This is a genomic window from Alcaligenes endophyticus (assembly GCF_026344035.1).
Taxonomy (GTDB): domain Bacteria; phylum Pseudomonadota; class Gammaproteobacteria; order Burkholderiales; family Burkholderiaceae_B; genus Alcaligenes; species Alcaligenes endophyticus.
Window position 1 is genome coordinate 82228 of the sequence record NZ_JAPKND010000007.1, and the last position, 24673, is coordinate 106900.

Here is a 24673-nt window from a genome sequence, read left to right on the forward strand (position 1 = left end):
CATGGATATCTTATCTACTATTCAGGCTTTTGGTACGGATCTGATCGGCCCCACCGCATGGTATGTGGTGTGGACGCTGATTAAAATCGTCGTGATTGCTGTGCCTATCATTCTCTGCGTGGCTTACCTCACGTATTGGGAACGTAAAATGATTGGTTTCATGCACGTTCGTCTTGGCCCAACTCGTGTGGGTCCGCGCGGTTTGCTACAGCCATTTGCTGACGTGTTTAAGCTCTTAACCAAAGAGTTGATCATTCCGGCTAAGTCCAATAAAACGCTGTATTTGTTGGCACCTGTGGTCACCTTAATGCCCGCGTTAGCAGCATGGGCTGTGATTCCATTTGGTCCTGACGTAGTTCTTGCAGACGTGAATGCTGGTCTGTTATATGTGTTAGCGATTAGCTCGTTGGGTGTGTATGGTGTGGTGGTTGCAGGCTGGGCCTCTAACTCTAAATACGCCTTACTGGGTGGTTTGCGTGCAGCGGCTCAGGTCTTGTCTTACGAGCTAGCCATTGGCTTTGTCTTGATTACTGTGTTGTTGGTGTCGGGGACCTTAAACCTGTCTGGCATCGTGGTAGGTCAAACTCAAGGTTATTTCGCCGATAAAGGCTTGAACTTCCTCTCATGGAACTGGTTGCCGCTTTTACCCTTATTCGTGGTGTATGTGGTGTCTGCGGTCGCAGAAACCAACCGTCACCCCTTTGACGTAGTGGAAGGCGAGTCCGAGATTGTTGCAGGCCCCATGGTTGAGTACTCTGGAATGGGATTTGCTCTGTTTTTCTTGGGCGAATACGCCAACATGATTATGTTGTCGGCATTGGCATCCATCATGTTCTTGGGGGGGTGGACGCCAGTGGTAGAGTTTGCACCCTTTACTTGGATTCCAGGTTGGTTGTGGCTGGGGCTAAAAACCTTTGTCGTCGTCTCCATGTTTGTTTGGTTCCGCGCGACATTCCCACGCTATCGTTATGACCAGATTATGCGTCTGGGCTGGAAGGTGTTCATCCCTTTAACGGGTGTGTGGCTGTTGATCGTGGCGATTTGGATGCAAACGCCATTGAACATCTGGCAATAAGGCACAGGGGCTAAATTATGGAAGCAATCAAAGATTTCTTCGGCAGTTTGCTGCTGACCGAAATGCTCAAAGGCATGCGCCTTACCGGCAAATATTTTTTCAAGCGCAAAATTACGTTGCGCTACCCAATGGAGAAAACACCAACCTCGGCACGTTTCCGCGGCTTGCATGCCTTACGTCGCTACCCCAACGGGGAAGAGCGCTGTATTGCCTGTAAGCTTTGCGAGTCCGTGTGTCCAGCTTTGGCGATTTCCATTGAGTCGGCAGAACGTGAAGATGGTACACGCCGCACTACGCGTTATGACATTGATCTCACCAAATGCATTTTCTGTGGCTTTTGTGAAGAAAGCTGTCCCGTTGACTCTATTGTGGAAACTCATATTCATGAGTATCACGGTGAGAAGCGAGGCGATCTGTACTTCACCAAAGACATGTTGCTAGCGGTAGGTGATCGTTATGAAACTGAAATCGCCCGTCGTCGTGCCGAAGACGCACCGTATCGTTAAGGCCGGAGTACGTTAATTATGTTATTTACTACTGTGCTGTTTTATGTGCTCTCACTGATACTGGTGATTGCTGCGTTCCGTGTGGTCACGGCGCGTAGTCCCGTTACTGCGGTGTTGCACTTGATTTTGGCTTTTTTTACCGCCGCGATGGTGTGGATGACGACGGGTGCAGAGTTCCTCTCTTTGCTCTTGGTCGTGGTTTACGTGGGCGCCGTGATGGTGATGTTCTTGTTTGTCATCATGATGCTTGATGTGCGCGAGGAAAGCGTACCCAACAAGTTCAAACCCTATATGCCTATGAGTCTCATCATAGGCATAGTTATGGTTTTGGAAATGGGCTTTGTACTGACTAATACTTGGTACCATGCTGGCCCTGCTGCGCCAGTGGCGGCCGACTACAACAATACGCTTGCTATTGGTGTGCTGATGTATACCGACTATGTCTTGGCGGTATTGGTAGGCGGTATTGTGTTGTTGGTGGGTATGGTGTCTGCTATTGCCCTGACGCTACGTAAGCGTACTGACGTTATTCGTACTAACTCTAGTCAACAAGTACGGGTACGTGCTAAGGATCGTTTGCGCATGGTCAATATCGCTTCTCAGACTGAGCAGCCAGCCAAGGCTGACAATACCATACCGGGAGACAACTGATGATGACGCTTACTCTTGCGCACTATCTGGTCTTAGGTGCGATTCTGTTCACAATTGGTCTGCTAGGTTTCTTTATGAACCGGCGCAACCTGATCATTTTATTGATGTCGGTAGAATTGATTTTGCTTTCTGCCAACATTAACTTCGTCGCCTTTTCTACCTGGTTTGGTGATACGGCGGGTCAGCTGTTTGTTTTCTTCGTCCTGACAGTCGCTGCAGCGGAAGCTGCTATCGGTCTGGCTATATTGGTCTTGCTCTTCCGTAGCTTAAACAAGATCAATGTTGACGATCTAGACCAGCTCAAGGGTTGATGGGATAGCAGAACAATGAACTCCATAAATCTATATTTAACAGTTGCTTTGGCTCCCTTAGTGGGTGCCTTGCTTTCGGGGTTGTTCGGTACGGGCTTTCTAGCTCGTATTGTGAGCAAAACCGGAGCACATTTAATTACTATCGCGGGCGTACTGATTTCCTTTATTGGTTCAGTCATGGTGTTGTTCCAAGTGTTAGATGGCCACACCTTTAACGGTGCGGTCTACACATGGATTACCATCGGTAATGTGCAATGGGATATCGGCTTTCTCATTGATCAACTGACCGCGTTGATGATGGTTGTTGTGACTTCCGTGTCGCTAATGGTGCATATCTACACCATTGGCTACATGCGTGACGATCCCGGCTATCAGCGCTTTTTCTCTTATATCTCGCTGTTTACCTTTTCGATGTTGATGCTGGTCATGTCTAACAACATGTTGCAGCTATTTTTCGGCTGGGAAGCAGTAGGTCTAGTGTCTTATTTGCTGATTGGCTTCTGGTTCGAGCGTAAAACGGCCATTTTCGCCAATATGAAAGCCTTCTTGGTCAACCGCGTGGGTGACTTCGGTTTTGCGCTAGGTATCGGTTTGTTGTACGCCTACACAGGCTCAATGAACTACAGTGATGTCTTTGCAAAGGTTCAAGAGCTCAGCACTCTGACTTTCCCCGGCACCGACTGGCAACTATTAACAGTGGCTTCGATTGCTCTGTTTATTGGAGCTATGGGTAAATCGGCGCAAGTACCTTTGCATAGCTGGTTGCCTGACTCCATGGAAGGTCCTACACCTATTTCCGCATTAATTCACGCGGCAACGATGGTGACAGCGGGTATCTTTATGGTGTCACGCTTCTCGCCTGTTTTTGAACAGTCGTCGACTGCGTTGTCTTTCATTATGATTATTGGTGCCACAGGGGCTCTGTTCCTAGGTTTGCTGGGCATTATTCAAAATGACGTCAAGCGCGTGATTGCCTACTCTACCTTGTCTCAGTTGGGATACATGACCGTCGCTTTGGGTGCTTCAGCATACTCGGCAGCTATCTTTCACCTGATGACTCACGCGTTCTTTAAAGCCTTGCTGTTCTTGGGCGCAGGTTCCGTAATTATCGGTATGCACCACGATCAAGACATCCGTAATATGGGTGGCTTGCGCAAGTACATGCCTGTTACTTGGTTTACCTTTTTGATCGGTACTTTGGCTTTGGTTGGAACGCCATTTTTCTCGGGCTTTTACTCCAAAGAAAGCATTATTGAGGCTGCTGGAGCCGCTCAGGTTTGGGGCGCTGGTTATGCGTATTACGCTACCCTCATCGGTGTATTTGTTACCTCCTTGTATTCTTTCCGTTTATATTTCCTGGTATTCCATGGGCAAGAGCGCTTCCGCAATGTGAAGCATGACGATGCACATGATCACCATGAGCACGGTGGTGATCCTAAAGAATCTCCTTGGGTAGTCACTCTGCCTTTGGTGTTGCTGGCCATACCGTCTGTTTTTGCAGGAGTCTGGTTTGTAGATCCTCTGCTATTCGGTAACTACTTCCACGGCATCATTGAAGTATTGCCTGATCACCCGGCCATGGCTGTGTTGGCTGAGCACTGGACTAACTGGTTTGATTACGGTGTGCATGGCTTTGTCACGGTACCATTTTGGCTGATGATTGCTGGTATGGTGGTCGCTGCTTACATGTACTTGGTGAATCCCGCTGTACCAGCTGCTTTCAAGCGCAACTTTGCTTTCCTGTATCGCATCATGGAAAACAAATACTATGCTGACTGGTTCAATGAACAGGTTCTTGCCCGTGGTGCTCGCTGCTTGGGTACAGGCCTGTGGAAAGGGGCTGACCGTGGCTTGATTGATGGCTTATTGGTCAATGGTAGTGCGCGAGTAGTGGGCATGATCGCGGCAGTGAGTCGCCATCTGCAAACTGGCTACATCTACCACTATGCCCTAGCCATGATTCTGGGTATCTTGGTCCTCTTAACCTTTTTTGTACTGACGGTTCAGTAATGGCTAGCGATATGGCGTCTTCTACTCTTCCTTGGTTAACGCTGGCGATTTTTGTTCCTATTGTCGCTGGTTTGCTAGTGCTGGCTCTGGGGCGCGATGATCGCCCCGAGTTCACCCGCTGGCTGTCCCTGTTAGGCTCTATAGCGGGCCTACTGGTAACTATTCCTTTGTATACAGGGTTTGATAACTCGACGGCAGCGATGCAGTTCGAGGAAAAAACTTCCTGGATTTCGGCTTTTAATGTTAATTACCATTTGGGTATCGATGGTATATCCCTGTGGTTTGTATTACTGACTGCGTTCATCACGATTATCGTCGTGTTAGCCGGTTGGGAAGTGATTAAGAACCGGGTAGCCCAGTACATGGGGGCTTTCCTTATACTGTCAGGTTTGATGGTTGGGGTATTTAGCTCACTGGACGGTTTGCTGTTTTACGTGTTCTTTGAAGCCACTTTGATCCCCATGTATTTAATTATTGGGGTCTGGGGCGGACCGAACCGCGTTTACGCAGCATTCAAGTTCTTCCTATATACCTTGTTAGGTTCCTTGTTGACACTGATTGCCTTCATTTATCTATGGAATGTGTCCGGCGGTACGTTCGACATCTTGACTTGGCATGACGTGAAGCTGGGCTACACACCACAGATACTGATCTTTATCGCTTTGCTGATGGCTTTTGCGGTCAAAGTGCCTATGTGGCCGGTGCACACATGGTTGCCTGATGCCCACGTGGAAGCTCCTACAGGCGGTTCAGTTGTTTTGGCAGCCATTATGCTGAAGCTAGGTGCTTACGGTTTCCTTCGCTTCTCGCTACCCATTGTTCCTGACGCAGCTCAGAACCTATCAGTATTTATGATTACCCTGTCGTTGATTGCGGTGATCTATATCGGATTGGTTGCTATTGTTCAAGACGATATGAAAAAACTGGTGGCCTATTCTTCGGTCGCCCACATGGGTTTTGTCACGCTAGGCTTTTTCCTGTTCAACGTAACGGGATTGGAAGGCGCCATTATGCAGATGATCTCGCACGGTTTTGTATCGGGTGCGATGTTCTTGTGTATAGGGGTGCTCTACGACCGTATGCATAGTCGCGAGATCGCCGATTACGGTGGTGTCGTGAAGGTTATGCCGCGCTTCGTGACCTTTTTCGTCTTGTTCTCTATGGCAAACTGTGGCTTGCCCGGTACCAGTGGTTTTATCGGTGAGTTCACCGTCATCATGGGTGCTGTGGAGTACAACTTTTGGGTCGGTTTATTGACCGCTACTGCTCTGATCACTGGTGCTTCTTACTCACTGTGGATGCTCAAACGCGTGGCCTTTGGCCCGATAGAGAATCCTCAAGTGGCTGCCATGAGTGATTTGTCTGGTCGCGAGTTCTTTATCCTGAGTGTTATGGCTATCGCTGTGTTGTATATGGGTATTTATCCAAAGCCGTTTACCGAAGTCATGCACGTTTCGGTCGAAGCGTTGCTGCAACACGTCTCCGTCTCGAAACTGTAGGCCCTAAACATTATGGAAAATTCATTCAACTTTGTCCTGGCACTGCCTGAGATCCTGTTGTTGATCTTAGCCTCGGGTGTGCTGGTTTTTGATGCCTTCAGCCAACATGCGAAACGTGATAGTACTTTCGCATTGACGCTTATTACTTTAGTGGTGGTTGCGCTTAGTGTGTTGTGGCAATGGTCGAGCAACATGAATGGCGTCACTTTTGGTGGCCTGTTCGTTGTCGACTCACTGTCCCATTTCCTTAAGCTACTTTCTTGTATTGCCGTAGCGGTCACGTTGATCTATGGTCGCGAATACGCCTTTCAGCGTGACATGCTAAGCCGTGGCGGCGAGTTGTACTCGTTGACATTGATGGCCTTGCTAGGCCAGATGCTGATGATTTCAGCAGGCAGCATGCTGATGGTGTATTTGGGCGTCGAGCTGATGTCCTTTGCCGCCTATGCTTTGGTCGCTTTGCGTCGTGATCACCGCGAGTCAATTGAAGCGGCGATGAAGTACTTCGTATTGGGTGCCTTGGCCTCAGGTGTATTGCTTTACGGTATGTCCATGATTTATGGTGCTACCGGCGAATTAGACCTAGGTAAAATTGCTGAAGTCATTCGAGCAGGTGAGGCGCAGCGCTTAGCGTTGGTATTTGGTGTGGTGTTTGTAGTGTCTGGCTTGGCTTTCAAACTGACCGCAGCACCCTACCATATGTGGACTCCTGACGTTTACCAAGGGTCGCCCACTACTGTTACGCTGGTTATCGGTGCTGCTCCTAAACTTGCTGCCTTTGCTATTGCTTTGCGCTTCTTGGTGGAAGCCTTGCATGGTGTGGCGATAGACTGGCAGCCTATGTTGATGCTGATGGCGATTGCTTCCCTTTTAATCGGGAACTTAACCGCTATCATGCAGACTAACCTGAAGCGTATGCTAGCTTACTCCACCATTTCGCACATGGGCTTTGTGTTCTTAGGCCTAATGTCTGGAGTGCTGTCGGTGGGGGAAAACAACGTTCAGGCTTACGGCGCATCTTTGTTTTACGTAGTGATATACGTATTAACCACATTAAGTACGTTCGGTTTGATTTTACTTTTGAGCCGTAAAGACTTTGAATGTGAAAATATTGATGACCTTAAAGGGCTGAATCGTCAGCATCCGGGCTTTGCGCTAGTATGGTTGCTGTCCATGTTCTCGTTGGCCGGTATTCCTCCTATGGCTGGGTTTGCTGCTAAATTAAGCGTACTGCAAGCGGTGGTCTCATCAGGGTATATCTGGTTGGCAGTGTTTGCCGTCATTATGTCCCTGATTGGCGCTTTTTATTACTTGCGTGTAGTGAAAGTGATTTATTTTGACGAGCCTCAAGGTGCAGTACAGCCAGTTCAGGCCAGTCTCTTAGCACGTGCTTTAATGGTATTGAATGGTGCCTTGATCTTGGTGATTGGTATGTTTCCGAACTACCTCATGGAACTGTGCATCAAAGTCATTGAAGCGTCACTGCAGTTTTAATTGAGTTTTTACATGAGTCAGACTTTCTCCGTTTATTTGCTGATTGCCTTAGCGTTATGCGTAGCCAATTTGCCCTTTGTGATAGAGAAGCCTTTTTTGCTTTTACCTTGGTCACAGAAAGGGGAAAGTCCTCGACCCATGTGGGTTCAGTTTTTTATCGGTGTATTGTTTTTCTGTGTTTTAGCTTTTTTGGTTTGGGTCATACTATCGTACTTGGGAAGCTTAAGCGGTTTGTTAGCGAACTCGTCCGCTGAGTTCATGATTAAACTGTTGCTGGCCTTGTTCAGTGCTAGCCTCTTAATGTCTTTACCAGGGTGGTTATCAAAGCAGCAGAAAGTACAGAAGAACTTATTTATTCGTTTACTGGAAGTACTGGTTTTTTATTGTTTAGTCGGTGCATTGGGCTTTGCTTTTGAAAGCCATATAGGTAATCGTTTTCCTCAAAACTGGGAATTCTATGTCATTACTTTGTGTCTGTTTTTGGTCATGGCATACCCCGGCTTTGTGTACCGCTATTTGATGCGCCATCCAAAAGGTAAGTTTGAATAAGTGCACTGAAAAAATAGCCGCTCCAATGAGCGGCTATTTTTTTATCTTGACCTCTATGCTTTTTCCAGTGGGTACTTTGACCCCGCTAGGCCTAATTGCTTACAAACCCCCTGACTTTCTTGGGCCAATACCCGTACGAGTTGATCCGCGGGCAACTCTCGTCCTAGGGCGGCTGCTTGCCCGCTCCATAGAGGGGTAAACTCGCTGGATTGTGCATGCTCAGCGGCACTGCGTAAGGGTGCGATGGCGGAGGCAGCGTAGGGGAAATCGGGGGTTTCTGTACTGATAGGCCCCAACTCTAGCATGGCCTTATTCAGTATGCCACGGGCCGGTTTGCCGGTAAAAATATTGGTTAAGGCGGTACTGCTTGCTGTGCTGTTTGACAGCGCTTGTTGATGCAAGGAGGATATTTTTGCCTCGGGACAAAATAAAAAAGCGGTACCTAACTGCGCGCCGCAAGCTCCAAGTGCAAAAGCCGCTGTGATACCGCGACCATCCACTATCCCGCCAGCGGCAATCACCGGCAGGTCGGTAGCGTCAACAATTTGCGGTAATAGGGCCATTAAGCCAACTTGGGTGTCGATGCGAGTATCTAAGAACAATGCTCTGTGGCCTCCTGCCTCGTAGCCTTGCGCAATAATGAGGTCACAGCCTCGCTCTTTCAGCCACACAGCCTCTTGGACTGTAGTGGCAGAAGAGAATACTAGTGCGCCACTTTGTTTAACCAGATCAAGCAAAGAAGCATCGGGTAAGCCAAAATGAAAGCTGACTACTTCCGGTTTCAGTGTTTGGATAAGTTCTGCATGAACCGCCTGAAAGGGGCTACGAGAGGCATTAGGCAACGGGGTGTTTAGATCTAGACCTGCTTCAATGTAGTAGGAGCTTAAGCGGGCAAGCCATTGTTGCTCTTGTTCACGGTTATGGGCGAGATCTGGATGGCAAAAGAAGTTGAGATTGACGGGGGCAGGCGTAGCCTGTTTAAACAGATGAAATTGTGTGAGGATTTGCTCGGGCGATAGCATGGCACAAGGAATAGAACCTAGGCCACCACCTTGAGCAACAGCAATAGCCAATTGCGCATCTTGGGCGCCCGCCATGGGGGCTTGTATGATGGGCTGCTCGATATTGAGTAAGTCGAGTAGTTGATTGTTTGGCCAGACGTACATAGCGATCACCCTTATTAGCAAGTTTTCAGCGTGTTGGAATATCGTAGCAGCTAGGGGGGCACCTGTGTAGAGCTAAAAAGTGTCCAGTCGTGAGCGCTGCATGCTGTAGAGATCTTCTCGGGGCTACAATATTGCTTTCTGCTATTTTTTGCTCCGTTAATACTCTTTGAATCGTCTATGTCTCACTTAATTTTGCAAGGGCCTCATTTTGATGGCTCGTTTATAGAAAAGGTTGCCGCCCTAGCCCAAGCTGATGGGGTACAGCCTTTAGCGCAAGCCAATGTTGTTCGTATTCTTGGGGCTGACCCTGCGAGCAAGAAAGAAGTGCAGGCATTGTGCCAGCAAGCTCGCGTGGACTTCGCTTATCTGAACCAAATTGATAATTTGTCCGATATGCGGGTCTTAGCCATGGACATGGACTCCACCTTAATCACGATAGAGTGTATTGATGAGATCGCCGATATGGCCGGCCGCAAACCGCAGGTGGCAGCGATTACCGAAGCGGCAATGCGAGGTGAGATTAGCGATTTTTCAGAAAGTCTGCGCCGTCGAGTCGCCCTACTAGAAGGCGTGCCGGTGCAAGCCCTCCAAAGAGTGTATGCGGAGCGATTACAGTTCAATAAAGGGGCTGCAGAGCTGGTTGCTGGAGCGCATCAGCATGGTGTGAAAACCCTATTGGTATCAGGGGGCTTCACTTTTTTCACTGAGCGGGTACAGCAACGGCTAGAGCTGAATTTTGCTTATTCGAACACGCTCGAGGTCGAGCAAGGGGTATTAACCGGACGTGTAGTTGGTGATATTGTGGACAGTCATGCTAAGGCTCATTACTTGCAGGCTTTGGCGCAGGAACTAGGCGCTGGTCCACAGCAGTGCTTGGCCATTGGAGATGGGGCAAATGACCTAGTGATGATGGCTCAAGCGAAGTACTCAGTCGCCTATAGGGCTAAGCCTGTAGTACAAGAGCAAGCCGCTTTTGCATTGAATTATGCACCTTTAGACGGGGTTTTGAACTGGTTTCGTTTAAGTCACTAAGTAAGTACTGATTATGCCGCTTGATGGCGGGGGTAAAACAGCACATACCGTATAGGGTAATGTGCTGTTTTCATTGCAGCGCTAGCGTTGGCTCTTATTCAATTGGCGTAGCAGCTCAGTAATTTGTTGAGTGCGCTGCTTAAGATCCAGCCCAGCTGCCATCTCCATTTTCAATTTATCAGGGCCTGCAAAACGTATGTGTTTCTGTTTTTGCACTAATTCAATCAGGCTTACTGGATCTACATTGGGCTTGCTGGAAAACTGAATAGTGGCTTGAGTTTCACTCGCGTCAATTTTAATAATGCCTAGTGGTTCAGCCTGGATGCGTAGTCTGTGTACGCTGAGTAGGTTTTCCGCAGGCTCGGGCAATAAGCCATAGCGGTCAATGAGCTCTTCATGAATGGCAATAAGGTCGTCGTTATCGCGCGCGTGAGCGAGCTTTTTGTACAGGCCTAAGCGCGCATTGACGTCGGGGCAATAATTACTGGGCAGTAAGGCGGAGCTACGTAAATTGATCTCGCACTGGGCCTTGAAGGGGGAGTCTAGGTCGGGCTCCTCGCCGGCTTTAAGGGCTTTGACGGCGGCATTCAGCATGTCCGAATACATGGAGTAGCCCACTTCCTGAATGTCCCCTGATTGGGACTCTCCTAAGACTTCACCGGCACCGCGAATTTCTAAATCGTGCATAGCAAGGAAAAAACCAGCCCCTAACTCTTCCATGGCCTGAATAGCATCTAAGCGTTTTTTGGCGTTGCTGGTGATGGCATCCTCGCCGGGGGTGAGCAAGTAGGCGTAGGCTTGGTGGTGCGAGCGACCCACGCGGCCACGTAGTTGATGCAACTGTGCCAGCCCAAGCTTATCGGCGCGATGAATCACGATAGTGTTCGCGCTTGGCACATCAATACCCGTTTCTATGATGGTCGTGCAAAGTAAGACGTTATAGCGTTTTTGATAGAACCCCTTCATGACCGCTTCCAGTTCACGCTCGGCCATTTGTCCGTGTGCGACGGCGATACGGGCTTCGGGAACTAACTCCTCCAGTCTAGCCCTGCGATTCTGTATGGTGTCGACCTCGTTGTGTAAGAAGTAGACTTGTCCCCCACGCTTAAGCTCTCGTAATAGGGCTTCGCGTATGGTGCTGCCGTCTTCCCTGCGGACAAAAGTCTTGATGGCTAAGCGTTTCTGTGGAGCGGTGGCAATAACAGAGAAATCGCGAATACCTTCTAACGACATGCCCAAAGTACGGGGAATAGGGGTGGCGGTGAGCGTCAAAATATCGACTTCAGCTCGCAGCGCTTTTAGGGCCTCTTTTTGACGTACTCCAAATCGATGCTCTTCATCAATAATGACTAAACCAAGATTTTTGAATGTCACGCTCTCTGAGAGCACTTTGTGCGTGCCGATGACAATATCCACCGATCCTTCTGCTAATCCTGCTATGGCAGCGTTGCTTTCTTTGTTGGAGCGAAAGCGGGATAGCTCCGCAACCCGAATGGGCCAATCAGAGAAACGGTCAGTAAAGGTTTGAGCATGCTGCTCAGCCAGTAAGGTAGTAGGGCATAGCAAGGCCACTTGTTTGCCGTTAGCGACGGCTAGAAAAGCGGCTCGCAGAGCCACTTCAGTTTTACCAAACCCTACATCGCCGCAGACTAGGCGGTCCATAGGGCGTCCTGAGGTCATATCATGAATGACTGCTTCAATGGCTGCCGCTTGATCGGGTGTTTCCTCAAAGCCAAAGCCCTCGGAAAAAGCTTGGTAGTCTTGCATAGGCAGTGTAAATTCGTACCCATTGCGAGCCGCGCGCTGAGCATAAATAGCCAGAAGTTCGGCGGCGCTATCACGTGCCTGCTTGGCCGCTTTTCGACGTGCTTTGTCCCATTGCCCCGAACCTAGCTGATGCAGGGGAGCATGCTCGGGGTCCGAGCCGCTGTAGCGAGAAATTAGATGCAGTTGTGCGACGGGCACATACAAGGTGCTGTCTTTGGCATATTCTAAGTGCAAGAACTCGACTGGCCCTTCCCCTAGATCCATCTCAATAAGGCCACAATAGCGACCTATGCCGTGTTCGGTATGGACTACTGGGTCACCTCGTCGTAGCTCAGACAAATCGCGCACCATAGCCTCTACATCGCTGCTACGCTCTTGGCGACGACGGCCTCGTGGACTGCGTGTTTGGGTGGGGTAAAGGTCGTTCTCTGTCAGTAGGCTGAGCTCAGCCTGAGCTAAAGCAAAACCGTGAAACAGTGGGGCTACGATAAGGGCGAAACGGCTATCGCTGTCCAGGAACTCGCCTAAGGTTTGCACGTCAGGATCGGGTTTGACGTTGTACTCATGCAGCATTTGCAGCAGAGTTTCACGTCGGCCAGCTGAGTCCGCACATAATACGGTACGGCGGCGCTCGTTGAGCACTTCGGCACGCAGTAACGCCAGTGGATCATCGGCTCGGCGATTGACCGCGATATTAGGCAAGGGCACAAAGTCAGGGTGTACCTGCTCTTGCTTTTGCAAGCTTAAACGCCCAAAAGGCTTTATCTCGTGGAAAAAATCGTCATTACTTAGAAATAAAGTGGAGGGATTAGCGATAGGGCGTTCAGGGTCATGACGCAGAAACTGATAGCGGTTTTGTGTGTCTTGAGTGAAGCTTTGTATGGCTTGTTGTACATCGCCGTGTGTTACCAGCAAGCTTGATGCTTGTAGGTAATCAAAAAGGGTCGCAGTACTGGAGAAGAATAACGGCAGGTAATACTCGATACCAGCAAAAGCGATGCCATTACCCACATCTTTATAAGGTAGCGCTCTGGACGGGTCGCCTTCGAAATACTCTCGAAAACGAGCCCGAAAGGCTTGACGGGCGTCTTCGTCTAAAGGGAATTCTCGACCCGGTAATAACTGCACTTCTTTGACTGGGTAGAGGCTACGCTGAGTGTCGATATCAAAGCTGCGTATAGATTCGATTTCGTCATCAAATAGGTCAATGCGATAAGGCAGTACCGAACCCATAGGGAACAAATCTAGCAGTCCGCCACGAATACAAAACTCACCAGGCGCCGTGACTTGAGTAACATGGGTGTAGTTGGCGAGAGTTAGTTGCTCACGTAAGGCTTGTTCGTTAAGTTTGTCGCCTTGGGCAAAGGAAAAGGTGTAGGCGGCTAAAAATGAAGGCGGAGCAAGGCGGTATAAGGCTGTGGTAACCGGCACCGTTAAGATATCTAGCTCATTTTGCTTTAGTGCATGTAAGGTGCGCAAACGAGCTGAAATCAGGTCTTGATGTGGTGAAAAGCTGTCGTAAGGTAAAGTTTCCCAATCAGGCAACTGACGGATACGCTTATTGGGGGCAAATAAGCTTAACTCTTCGCTGAGTCGTTGTGCATCTAAAGGGTCAGCACATAATACAATAAGCGGGCCAGCATATTGCTGCGCTAAATCGGCCAATAAGCAAGCATCCCCGGAGCCTGGAGGCATAGGCTGAGCATACCTGAGGCCGGGCTTAATGGCGGCCAAGACTTGAGCGGAGCTTGGCAATGCCAGAGTATGTTGCGTATCGGTTTCCGTCAGGATAGTCATTATGAAATTACGTTGTTATGAATAGAAAGTTGATTGCCATTTTGCCAGCCGCAGGAATCGGTGCAAGGGCTGTGGGTGCAGAGCAAGATGTTACGCTACCTAAACAGTACCGCTTGCTGAAAGGCCAGGCCATGCTGCGATGGTCAGTAGTAGCTTTGTTGCAAGACGAGCGTATCGACCAAGTGCGAGTAATTTTAGCGCCGGGCGACACATGGGGGGAAAAAGAGCTGGGTAAACTGCCACGCACTGTGTTGCGGTATTGTGGTGGTGCAAGCCGCGCCGATACCGTCACCAATGCACTACAAGAGTTAGCGCTGCAAGAGCAAGATTGGGTTATAGTGCATGACGCTGCTAGGCCTGGTTTACCAGCACAGTCGTTACGTGCCTTAATCGATACTTGCTTAGGGCTAGGGCAGGGCGGGCTATTAGCCTTACCGGTTCCCGATACTGTCAAACGAGGTGCACCGGCTGGGCAAAGCGTACTGGTGCAAGCGACGGTTGATCGCGAAAACTTGTGGTTAGCACAGACTCCGCAAATGTTTCCTGCGGCGCTGTTAAAGCAGGCTTTGTTAGACGCCCAAACTAAGCAGGCAGTCATTACGGACGAGGCCTCAGCGATAGAGCTGTTCGGCCAACAGCCTATACTTGTGGTGGGCTCTGCACGTAATTTTAAAGTGACTTGGCCTGAGGATTTTGAACTCATGGAAAAATGGTTATGACGATACCCTTTCGTGTAGGGCAGGGGTTTGATGTGCATATATTGTGCACCGGGCGTCCTCTTATTATAGGCGGGGTTACGATAGAGCATACGCATGGCTTGTTGGGCCATTCAGATGCTGACGTTTTATTGCATGCTGTCACTGATGCCATTTTGGGTGCGGCAGGCTTAGGTGATATAGGCCGACATTTCCCTGATACTGACCCACAATACAAGGGCGCGGATAGCCGTGTCTTACTGCGCCATGCTTATCAATTGGTTGCAGAGCAAGGGTGGCGCATAGGGAACGTGGATGCCACCATTCACGCTCAGGCACCCAAAATTGCACCTCATGCTGCCGCGATGGCAAGCAATATTGCCCATGACCTACAGATTGAGCCAGAACAGGTCAATATCAAGGGTAAAACTAATGAACAAATAGGTTTTGTGGGGCGCAAGGAGGGTATTGCAGCAACGGTTGTCGCTTTACTTTATCGCGCGTAGTTAGTCAGTAGTATGCCGGCTGCGCAGTTTAGGCAGTTGTATTCTTGCGCACAAGCCTTCACCAGGGGTACTGCTTAAATGAAAATGCCCCCCTACTTGCCCAAGTAAGCGCTCAACAATGGCCAGTCCTAAGCCGGCACCGCTGACCCCGGTGCGTGCCGATACGCCTCGTGAAAACGGGCGCAATAAACGTTGCAGGTCTTCTTGAGCAATGCCAACACCATCATCTTTAACGGTAATTTCTAAAATGTTGCCGCGCTGCTGTGCGGACAGTGTTATACGCGCCTTATCGTCGCTGACGCTGCGTCCATAGCGACGCGCATTTTCAATTAAATTAGAAATAATTCGTTTTAAGTCGTGTGCGCTAATTCTGGCGTACAGATTTGGCTCAATGGTACCGGTTAGCTCGCCTCCAAGAGATTCGGTGTGCATGCGTTCGCGCTCAAACACGTCGCGCAGTACCGCTGACACGTCAATGCCATGCTCGGGAACCTCGGCCGCCGGGCGAGCATACTCCATTAGTTGCCCGATACTATGGTCGATTTGGGCTAAGTCTTCGTCAATGGCTGCACGCGTTTCGTCGGACACTTGGCTCAGCTCAATTTCCAAACGCATGCGTGCTAAGGGGGTACGTAAATCATGCGATATGCCAGCCAGCATGATTTCCCTATCGGTTTCAGTCTGCCTTATATCGCGCACCATCCGATTAAAGGCAATATTCATATTTCTGATTTCTACGGGGCCTTTTTCTGGCAGTGTCGATGGCGTGTCGCCCCGGGCTACTTGTTGAGCTACTTTAGCCAGTTGTGCTAGGGGGCGATTCACAAAACGCACGCTGACAGCCGCCCCAATTAACGCTAGCAGCAAAGCGGTTGCACCCCAGCCCAACCACTCAATGCCTGCGGTTAGACTAAGTTGTTCGCGATCAAAGACCAGCCAGTATTTATCGTCGTCGATTTCAAAGGAAACCCATACGCCGGGCGTATTGTTGACAGACCAGACAACCAGAGTATCTTTGCCCAATACTTGGCGTACTTCACGGTGCACGTGCTGCCAGTAATTGGTTCTTGGTAGCGGCTCTAGTTCGTCGGTGCTTTCACGTGGCTGTACCCGCAAACTTTCCTTGGTCGCGAGATCCAATAAGAGCGAAGGGCGTACCGCAGATGGAGCGTAAACGAGAGCTGAGCGGGTAATGCTGACGACAGAGGCCACGCGCTGCGCCATTTGCGTAGCGCGTGGGCCTTCCTCTAAGCTAAAGAATACCTGTAGCCATGCTCCCAAGCTGACTAGCATCAGTGCCGCAAGTAATAAAAACGAGCGGCTAAATAGCCCTAGCCTTATACGGGAGCCGCCATCGGAACGACTCCTTGCTGTAGTAGTCGTCCGCATCATAGATTCGTCCAACTATAGGCTAGTGGCCACCGTCTGGGACGAAAACATAGCCCAGACCCCAAACCGTTTGAATAAATACGGGCTTGGAAGCGTTGGGTTCAATGAGCTTGCGCAAGCGAGAAATCTGAACATCTAGGCTGCGATCGAAAGCTTCGTATTCGCGGCCACGAGCCAGTTCCATTAGCTTGTCACGAGAGAGAGGGATCTTGGGGTGACGGGCAAAGACTTTGAGTACCGAGAACTCTCCGGTAGTAATAGGTACCACTTCATCGTTGCGGGTTAAGGTACGCGTTGATAAGTTCAGTACATAAGGACCAAACTCTATCGACTCATTTTCTTGGCTTGGTGCGCCCGGGTGTTCCTCGGTACCCCTACGGCGCAAAATGGCATTCACACGAGCGAGTAGCTCGCGTGGATTGAATGGTTTAGTCAGGTAGTCATCTGCTCCCATTTCTAAGCCGACGATGCGATCAATCTCTTCGGCTTTAGCGGTGAGCATGATGATAGGGGTATTGTCGTGACCTCCACGCAAACGCCGACAAATGGACAAGCCATCTTCGCCGGGAAGCATCAGATCCAGCACCAACAGATCGAAATGCTCGCGTTGCCAGAGTTTAGTCATTTCTTTGCCGTCTTCGGCGACAAAAACGTTGAAACCTTGCTCAGACAAGTAGCGACGGAGCAGGTCGCGCAGTCGTGGATCGTCGTCAACGACAAGGATTTTTCGAGTGAGGGGGGGGTTCTGAGTGTTCATAGCGAAAATGTAACAGGCAAAAGAAGCCACGTATAGGGGGAAGTATAAAAATATTACACATTAAGTTTTTTGTACTAATTTCGCTTACAAACTGGCTCAAAAAATAACAATGTCGGTACTTGGCAAGGCGCCAGTGCCAGCCAAGAAGATAAAAAACACAGACGGGCAGGGAATATCTTTTTTAAAAACCTGAAACGCGCATATTTTCTCAGGCTTCTTTAAAATGGCATGATGGACGCACATATACTCGCTATTGAAACCTCATCTAGCCTTTGTGGGCTGGCTTTATTATCGCGCACCGCAAGCGGTGTTCAGCTTAGAACGCTAGAGCATGATGGTACCGGAGATCACGCAGAGCGCTTGTTACCCATGGCTCAAGCTTTGCTAGATCAAGCCGGGTTAACACCTCAAGACTTAAGCGCAATTGCTTTTGGGCAAGGGCCTGGAGGGTTCACGGGCTTACGGGTTGCTTGTGGAATTGCACAGGGAATGGCGTATGCCCTGAATATACCCGTACTACCCGTGTCAACGTTACTAGCGGCTGCGTGGTGTGACGTGCAGTCTTTATCGCTGTCACCTGGGCACACGCAGTTGGTCATACAAGATGCACGCATGAACGAAGTCTATGCAGGGGCTTATCGATTGCTTGCTGACTCCTCTTGGCAGACCCTCTTGGCCCCTGTGCTCATTGATGTCGAGCAGGTTCCCGATTGGCTTGAGCATCGACAAAAGAATGGGTGGGGTCAAGCAGCCGACGTCCTGCGTGTTAGTGGTGATGCACTAAGTGCGTTTAAGGATCTGAGTAGCACGTTGCAGGGCATGCCCACTATACAATGCGGCACACCCAGCAAAGCTAGCGCTACCGCCGTGGCTTACTTAGCTTTAGCGGATTGGGATAATGGAAAAAGCTTACCTGCAGCTCAAGCGATGCCTTTATATGTGCGTGATAAAGTGGCTTTCACTATTCAAGAACGGGAGCAGGGGCGTGGTGGTAATCCGGCTGCCTTAGATCAGGCGATGCGCGTGTTACCGATGGCGCCTCAACATGTCACGCAAGCTTGGGAGCTAGAGTGCCGAGTGCAACAGACGCCATGGAGCCAACAAAGTTTCATGGATGCCCTTCAGTCTGGCTACCATGCTCTAGTCATTGAGCAGCAAGGAAAGTTGCAGGGATTTGCCATTTATTTAGCCGCACCTGATGTTCTACAGCTCCTGCTCATAGCAGTCCAGCCAGATTTACAGGGTCAGGGCTTGGGGCGCTTGTTGTTGGAGCAAGGTGAGCGTTATGCTCAGCAGCAGGGCTTAGCTTCTATATTCCTTGAGGTGCGTGTAAGTAATAGTATGGCCCAAGAGTTTTATCTGCATTGTGGGTACGAAGTAATAGGGCGGCGCAAAAATTATTACCTGACAGCAGCCGGTCAGCGTGAAGATGCCTTGTTGATGCAGAAAAATATTCATCATAACAAGGAGCAGCTATGCTAGCGTTTGAGCCTATTACTGTTCTTCAGCGTCATTGGCTACAGGAAATCGGTGTGGATCGCTCGCTGTTGATGCGTCTGCCCATGCAAGAGCCTTTATCTGCTGCGCCAGTGACTGGGCAGGAGCCCGAAAAAGGCGCACTGAGCAAAAGCGTGGCGCCAGCTTCTACGGAGAGCGCTAAGCAAGCACGGGATGAGGCGTTGGCGATGTTGCTTCCTCAGCGGACACGCTCTGCGCTCAGGCCTGTGAACGAAGTGATGCAGTCTGCTAGGCCTCGCGTGAATATGCATGTACTAGCCAATGATCTGTCGGGTCTTGATGAGCAGATTAAAGAGTGTGATTTATGCCCCTTGCACGAGGGGCGGGCACTGACGGTTTTTGGGCGTGGTCAGGAACAGTCACCTGATTGGCTTGTTGTTGGTGAGGCACCAAGTGCCAGTGATGACCGTAGCGGCCTGCCTTTTGATGGTCAGGCGGGCGAGTTATTGCAGGCAATGTTAAAGGCAGTATTGCCCCATGCTAGTTTTTACTTTACGCACTTAGTGAAGTGTCGTCCCCTCGGGAATCGCCCCCCTCAAGCTGACGAATTGGAAGCTTGCCGGCGTTATTTAGATAAGCAGATTGAGTGTTTAGTACCTAAACGCATATTGGCGGTAGGTCAGTTAGCGGCAGAAGTCTTTGCACAACAAGAGCGTGCCTTAGACACTCAGCGGGGGAAAACCTTAGCGTATTGCACAGCCGATGGCCGTACTTTACCGTTAGTTCTTAGTCATCATCCAGCGGCATTATTATTGCGTCCGCAGCACAAGGCACAAGCTTGGCGTGATCTATTACAAATGCGTACCTTACAGGAAGCCAGCATGCATTAGTGCTGGCGGGTTGGGCTTGCACACTCCTGCAGGGCTTGGCCGTGGCCCTCTTGCCCAATTTCTTGTAATAGTTCAGGTTGGGCTCTGAGGTTAGCGTTTTTCCACATAATGAACACAATCATTAGGCTGGCAACCAGTACACCAAAAATAATAATAATAATATTAATAGGCAGGCCTAACCACAGTAGCAAGCTATAGACGGCTAACAGAAGCAGAATATTGAGCTGTTCATTAAAGTTTTGCACTGCAATGGAGTGGCCTGCGGAAAGTAGCACATGCCCACGGTGTTGAAGTAAGGCATTCATGGGGACCACGAAAAAGCCTGATAAGCCCCCAATGCTTAGTAGCAATAGATAAACCGCCCATTTAGCATAAACCACAGGCATTAATAGGACGACTAATCCCATAAATACGCCCATCGGCAAGACCATTAGTGCCTTTTTAAGTGGCACTTTGCCCGCTAGCACGGCACCAAAAACAGTTCCTAAAGCAGCCACTCCCATTAGATTGGTGGCATCACTGAGCTCGTAGCCCAGTTGCTTGGCGCTCCACTCAATCACTATAAACTGCAAGGTAGCCCCTGCGCCCCAAAACAGCGTGGTGACAGCCAAGGAAATTTGTCCTATTTTGTCTTGCCACAGAATAATCACGTAAAGCTTGAATTCTTTCAGTAGCTTAATAGGATTCTTTTGTTGTGGCGGGTAGTGAATGTTGGTGTTGGGTATGCGTAGATTGCACAAGGCTGCGATCAAATAAATAAAAATGATCAGCAAAATGGCCACTTCACCACGTGTTTGAGCAAATGGAGCAATAAAAGGCTGTTGGGCTAGAATTTCAGACACCTCAGGGCGTACCAGTATACCTCCGAGGAAAGTGCCGATAATGATGGAGAAAACCGTCAGGCCCTCAATCCAGCTATTACCTTTTACTAACTCCTCAGGTTTCAGCATTTCAGTGACGATGCCGTATTTGGCTGGTGAGTACGCAGCAGCACCTACACCTACTAAGGTATATGAGGCGAAAATCAACACCAGTTGTTGGGTGTCGCTCATGCCAAAGTATTGATGGCTGAACATGAGTACACAGCCCATGAGCTTCACGGCATTGGTCACAAACATAACCTTGCCTTTAGGGTAGGAGTCCGCAAAGGCGCCCACAAAAGCGGCCAATACCACATAAGCTAAGGCAAACCACCATTTCATCATGGGGGACATCCATGAGGGCCCGTTCAAGTCCGCTATGATGGCAATTGCAGCAATCAGTAAGGCGTTATCGGCAATAGACGATAGCGCTTGGGCAGCCATGACCAGGTAAAAGCCTTTATTCAAAAATACTCCCGCAGCAGGTGGACGTTGCTCGTCGTGTCATACTATAAAAGTCGTAGGCCAATGGTGGAAATAGGCAAGTGTACCGCTGTTGATAGTGAAGTAACAAAAATTGTTGCCTTGAACATTTTTTTCCTTCTTGCTAGAAGCATTATATTCAGGGCCTGCGGTATCATACACCTGCTTGCAAAAAGCATGATGCTACGCCTTGCTTAGTCAAGCTACCAGCTTTTTTCCATCTTCTACATCGTGTCTTTGTGCGTCTAATTCAGATTAAACTCGCCGGCTTCAAGTCTTTTGTGGATGCCACGACTATCCCGACTCCCAGTCAGTTGGTTGGGGTAGTGGGGCCTAACGGTTGTGGCAAGTCCAATATTATTGATGCCGTACGTTGGGTGTTAGGGGAAAGCAAGGCCTCAGAGCTGCGTGGCGAGTCCATGCAAGACGTGATTTTTAATGGCTCTGGGCAGCGTAAGCCAGCGGCTAGAGCCTCAGTCGAGTTAGTGTTTGATAACGCAGAAGGTCGCGCGAGTGGCCAGTGGTCCACCTATGCCGAAATTTCAGTGCGTAGAGTGTTAACGCGTGATGGCGGGAGCAGTTATTTCATCAATAACGTAGCGGTACGCAGACGTGACGTCCATGATATTTTTTTGGGGACGGGTCTAGGGGCGCGCGGCTACGCCATCATCGGTCAAGGCATGATCAACCGCCTAATTGAGGCTAAGCCTGAAGAATTGCGAGTTTTTCTTGAGGAAGCCGCCGGGGTATCACGCTATAAAGAAAGGCGCAGGGAAACCGAGTATCGCTTGCGTGATACGCGTGAGAATCTATTGCGGGTAGAGGACATACAACAAGAGTTAGCCACGCAGCTAGAGAAATTGGAAGCCCAAGCGGAAGTCGCGCAGCAATATCATGCGCTACAACAAGAGGGAGAGCTAAAACAAAATCTGCTCTGGTTAGTCCGCGAAACTAATGCCCAAGAAGAGCAGCAGTCACGGTTTCTCGCTATTGAACAGGCAAAAACTGAGCTTGAGGGAGCTATTGCCCAGTTGCGCTCGAACGAGTCTGGGTTGGAGACGCAACGTCAACGGCATGTGGAAGCTAGCGCTCGTCTGAATCAAGCTCAGGCGAATGTCTATGAGGCAGGTTCACAAGTCTCTAGCCTAGAAGCTGAAATACGGCATGTTAGTGATGCCAGAAATCGTATGCAACTGCGCCGTGAGGCCTTGTTGGCACAAGCCTCTGAGTGGGCTGAGCAGCAGGAGCATTGTCAATTTGAGTTAACTCAGTCGCAGGAGCAGCTTGAGGAAGCCGCTTGCAAGACGGAAGAGCTGGCAGCACAAGCAGAGCAAGCACAAGATGGTTTACCCGAGCTCGAGCAGCAACTGCGCGTCGAGTCAGCGCGTCGCGAGCAATTACGGGCGGAGTTGAGCAAAGTAGAACAAAGCTTGGCGCTCACGGCACAAGCTCAACGTGATGCGGATAGACAGATACAAAATATAGACTTACGACTTGAGCGTTTAGCTCAAGAGCGTAGGCAGTTGCAGCACCCTGACCCTGAAAACCTAGAGCGTCTACAAGGTGAGCTGAATGTTTTACAGGTTCAACTCCAGCAAGCGCAGCAGCAAATGCAAGACTATGAGGCACAGTTGCCGCAGTTGGAGCAAAAGCGTCGCCAGGAGCAGGATCAACGTCAGCAAGCGGCACAGAGTGTAGCGCGTCTAGAAGCGCGTTTAATCGCATTAACGACATTGCAAAAAGATGTGCAAGCCCAAGGCAGCCTAGAGCCTTGGCTAGAAAAGCATGGCCTGCATCAGCTCACCCGCTTGTGGCAATTGTTGCAGGTAGAAAAAGGCTGGGATGTTGCGCTGGAGTCCATACTGCGTGAGCGCATGACAGCGTTGCAGTTAAGACGTTTGGATATGGCAGCAGCTTTCGCGGCTGATGCCCCACCGGCTCGTCTCGCGTTTTATGAACTACAGCTCGCACAAACAAGTGCGCCGGTTAGTGCTTTAACTCCCTTGCTCAGTGTGTTGCGCTTGAGTGATCCAGAGTTGCGTCAGTTATTGGCGGCGTGGCTACATAATGTGTACCTAGCGGAGGATTTGCCAGCTGCTTTAAGTTTGCGTCCTCAGTTGGCGGCGGGAGCGCAAATTGTCGTCCGAGCAGGGCATGTGGTCGACGCTACTAGTATACGGTTTTACGCGCCCGACTCAGAGCAGGCGGGCATGTTGGCCAGGCAGCAAGAAATTAGCCACTTAGAGCGCGAGCTTAAAGCGGCTCAACTCATTGCTGATGAGCAGCTCAGTGCTAGTGTGAGAGCGGAGCAAAGCCTGGAGCAGTTAACGGCCTCGATAGCCCCTGCTAGACAGCGTGTAGGAGAGCTCACCAGCAGGTTGCATGATGTGCAGTTAGAATTTTCACATCAACGTCATTTAGTACAGCAGTCAGATGAGCGCGGTCAGCGGTTGGCTGAGGACATGGCTGAAATCAGCTTGCAAAAAGAAGAACTGGTGGCCACACGAGAGCAGGCAGAGGAGCGTTTCGAAAGTTTGGATATGGAATTGGCTGAGCACCAAGAACGTTTTGCCGAGGCACAAATTTTAGGTGAACGCTTAGCAGACAATGCGGAGCAAGCTAGGCTGGGGGTGCGTGAGCGGGAACGAGCCGTACAAGATGCTCAGTTTGCCGAACGTAGTTTGCAAAGCCGAATTAGTGAGTTGCAGCGAAACTTGCAATTAGCTCGCGATCAAGCATTGCGTGCCGAGCACGAGTTAGGCGCCTTACAAGGCGAACTACTAGAGTTGGATGCCAGTGCCGCACAAGCCGGCTTACAAGAGGCGCTAGAAGCGCGAGCCGAGCGTGAGGAGCTACTTCGTTTGGCCAAAGTCGAGTTAGATAATGTATCGGACTTATTGCGTCAGTTAGAAAGTAGCCGCAGTGAACGAGAAAAACTATTGCAGCCCTTACGTGAGAAACTGACAGAGTTACAGCTCCAAGAGCAGGCCTCGCGCATGACGGTGGAGCAGTACGCAGAGCAGCTCGACGGGCGCCAAGTAGATAGAGCACAGTTACGTCGCCTCTTAGCAGAAAAAACTCCTGAGTGGCATAGAGTAGGCTGGTTGCAGTCTGAGGTACAACGCCTAACACGGCAGATTGAAGCCTTAGGTCCTGTTAACTTAGCCGCGCTAGAGGAACTGAAAACGGCTCAGGAGCGGAAAACCTATTTGGATTCGCAACATGCTGACTTAAGTACGGCGATTGAAACGCTAGAGGATGCCATTCGCAAGATAGATCGTGAAACCAGACAGTTGCTACTTGAAACGTTCCATAGCGTTAATCAACACTTTGGCGAGCTTTTTCCTAAGCTCTTTGGAGGCGGAGAGGCTAAACTTAGTCTGACGGGAGATGAAGTGCTTGAGGCTGGAGTGCAGGTGATGGCGCAGCCACCAGGTAAACGTAATAGTACGATTCATCTGTTGTCAGGAGGCGAAAAGGCACTGACGGCGACGGCCTTAGTGTTTGCCTTTTTTAAACTGAACCCGGCACCTTTTTGCTTATTAGATGAAGTGGATGCGCCACTTGATGATGCCAATACAGAGCGTTATGCTAATTTGGTTGCCAGTATGAGTGACCAAACGCAGTTTTTATTTATATCTCACAATAAAATCGCGATGCAAATGGCCAAGCAACTGGTTGGCGTTACTATGCAAGAGCAGGGTGTATCGCGAATCGTTGCTGTAGACATGGAGACCGCACTGCAAATGGCAGATGCGTAAGTGCTTTTTTAATTGCT

Annotated in this window: 19 protein-coding genes; 14 read left to right on the top strand and 5 right to left on the bottom strand. The window is 49.8% G+C overall.

Features of this window, described 5'->3' with window-relative positions; all coding sequences use genetic code 11:
• The first annotated feature begins 1 nt into the window (after position 1).
• From nuoH to OSH01_RS16540, 8 genes are all read left to right on the top strand, one after another.
• The gene (gene nuoH / locus OSH01_RS12650) at positions 2-1075 is read left to right on the top strand and encodes an NADH-quinone oxidoreductase subunit NuoH (protein ID WP_266124477.1); all 1074 of its coding nucleotides are present in this window, start codon (positions 2-4) and stop codon (positions 1073-1075) included.
• 17 nt (positions 1076-1092) lie between these two features.
• The gene (gene nuoI / locus OSH01_RS12655) at positions 1093-1581 is read left to right on the top strand and encodes an NADH-quinone oxidoreductase subunit NuoI (protein WP_266124478.1); all 489 of its coding nucleotides are present in this window, start codon (positions 1093-1095) and stop codon (positions 1579-1581) included.
• 18 nt (positions 1582-1599) lie between these two features.
• The gene (locus tag OSH01_RS12660) at positions 1600-2232 is read left to right on the top strand and encodes an NADH-quinone oxidoreductase subunit J (protein ID WP_266124479.1); all 633 of its coding nucleotides are present in this window, start codon (positions 1600-1602) and stop codon (positions 2230-2232) included.
• A gap of 2 nt (positions 2233-2234) precedes the next feature.
• Positions 2235-2543 carry an NADH-quinone oxidoreductase subunit NuoK gene (gene nuoK, locus OSH01_RS12665; RefSeq protein ID WP_266124574.1) on the top strand — a complete coding sequence of 103 codons (309 nt, stop codon included), beginning with the start codon at positions 2235-2237 and terminating at the stop codon, positions 2541-2543.
• A 15-nt stretch (positions 2544-2558) separates the two neighbouring features.
• On the top strand, positions 2559-4553 hold the full coding sequence (gene nuoL / locus OSH01_RS12670) for an NADH-quinone oxidoreductase subunit L (protein WP_266124480.1): 1995 nt from the start codon (positions 2559-2561) through the stop codon (positions 4551-4553).
• A gap of 11 nt (positions 4554-4564) precedes the next feature.
• Positions 4565-6052: an NADH-quinone oxidoreductase subunit M gene (locus OSH01_RS12675; protein WP_266124481.1), complete on the top strand. Its 1488-nt coding sequence runs from the start codon at positions 4565-4567 to the stop codon at positions 6050-6052.
• A gap of 9 nt (positions 6053-6061) precedes the next feature.
• Complete coding sequence (gene nuoN, locus OSH01_RS12680; RefSeq protein WP_266124575.1) at positions 6062-7546, top strand: NADH-quinone oxidoreductase subunit NuoN; 1485 nt, start codon at positions 6062-6064, stop codon at positions 7544-7546.
• 258 nt (positions 7547-7804) lie between these two features.
• The gene (locus OSH01_RS16540) at positions 7805-8095 is read left to right on the top strand and encodes a DUF2818 family protein (protein ID WP_376918106.1); all 291 of its coding nucleotides are present in this window, start codon (positions 7805-7807) and stop codon (positions 8093-8095) included.
• 53 nt (positions 8096-8148) lie between these two features.
• Here OSH01_RS16540 and OSH01_RS12690 read toward each other — a convergent pair whose 3' ends face one another.
• Complete coding sequence (locus OSH01_RS12690) at positions 8149-9261, bottom strand: NAD(P)H-dependent flavin oxidoreductase (RefSeq protein WP_266124483.1); 1113 nt, start codon at positions 9259-9261, stop codon at positions 8149-8151.
• A gap of 177 nt (positions 9262-9438) precedes the next feature.
• Here OSH01_RS12690 and serB point away from each other — a divergent pair, with 177 nt between their 5' ends.
• On the top strand, positions 9439-10293 hold the full coding sequence (serB, locus tag OSH01_RS12695) for a phosphoserine phosphatase SerB (protein ID WP_266124484.1): 855 nt from the start codon (positions 9439-9441) through the stop codon (positions 10291-10293).
• A gap of 81 nt (positions 10294-10374) precedes the next feature.
• On the opposite strand, the gene mfd is transcribed toward serB, so the two are convergent.
• Positions 10375-13857, bottom strand: a complete 3483-nt coding sequence (gene mfd / locus OSH01_RS12700; protein ID WP_266124485.1) for a transcription-repair coupling factor — start codon at positions 13855-13857, stop codon at positions 10375-10377.
• Between the two features lie 17 nt (positions 13858-13874).
• Here mfd and ispD point away from each other — a divergent pair, with 17 nt between their 5' ends.
• On the top strand, positions 13875-14576 hold the full coding sequence (gene ispD / locus OSH01_RS12705; protein WP_266124486.1) for a 2-C-methyl-D-erythritol 4-phosphate cytidylyltransferase: 702 nt from the start codon (positions 13875-13877) through the stop codon (positions 14574-14576).
• On the top strand, positions 14573-15058 hold the full coding sequence (ispF, locus tag OSH01_RS12710; RefSeq protein WP_266124487.1) for a 2-C-methyl-D-erythritol 2,4-cyclodiphosphate synthase: 486 nt from the start codon (positions 14573-14575) through the stop codon (positions 15056-15058). Before ispD ends, ispF begins: the two co-directional genes overlap by 4 nt.
• Here the strand turns inward: ispF and OSH01_RS12715 are convergent, their stop codons facing one another.
• Both OSH01_RS12715 and ompR read right to left on the bottom strand, forming a co-directional pair.
• Positions 15059-16450: a sensor histidine kinase gene (locus tag OSH01_RS12715; RefSeq protein WP_266124488.1), complete on the bottom strand. Its 1392-nt coding sequence runs from the start codon at positions 16448-16450 to the stop codon at positions 15059-15061.
• 19 nt (positions 16451-16469) lie between these two features.
• The gene (gene ompR, locus OSH01_RS12720; RefSeq protein WP_266124489.1) at positions 16470-17204 is read right to left on the bottom strand and encodes an osmolarity response regulator transcription factor OmpR; all 735 of its coding nucleotides are present in this window, start codon (positions 17202-17204) and stop codon (positions 16470-16472) included.
• Between the two features lie 228 nt (positions 17205-17432).
• Here ompR and tsaB point away from each other — a divergent pair, with 228 nt between their 5' ends.
• On the top strand, positions 17433-18686 hold the full coding sequence (gene tsaB, locus OSH01_RS12725) for a tRNA (adenosine(37)-N6)-threonylcarbamoyltransferase complex dimerization subunit type 1 TsaB (protein ID WP_266124490.1): 1254 nt from the start codon (positions 17433-17435) through the stop codon (positions 18684-18686).
• Positions 18680-19552 carry a uracil-DNA glycosylase gene (locus OSH01_RS12730; protein ID WP_266124491.1) on the top strand — a complete coding sequence of 291 codons (873 nt, stop codon included), beginning with the start codon at positions 18680-18682 and terminating at the stop codon, positions 19550-19552. Before tsaB ends, OSH01_RS12730 begins: the two co-directional genes overlap by 7 nt.
• Here the strand turns inward: OSH01_RS12730 and lplT are convergent.
• Positions 19549-20880, bottom strand: coding sequence for a lysophospholipid transporter LplT (gene lplT / locus OSH01_RS12735; RefSeq protein WP_266124492.1), 1332 nt, complete (start codon positions 20878-20880; stop codon positions 19549-19551). The genes OSH01_RS12730 and lplT overlap by 4 nt on opposite strands.
• Before the next feature lie 254 nt (positions 20881-21134).
• Here lplT and smc point away from each other — a divergent pair, with 254 nt between their 5' ends.
• Positions 21135-24656: a chromosome segregation protein SMC gene (gene smc / locus OSH01_RS12740; protein ID WP_266124493.1), complete on the top strand. Its 3522-nt coding sequence runs from the start codon at positions 21135-21137 to the stop codon at positions 24654-24656.
• Positions 24657-24673 lie beyond the last annotated feature (17 nt).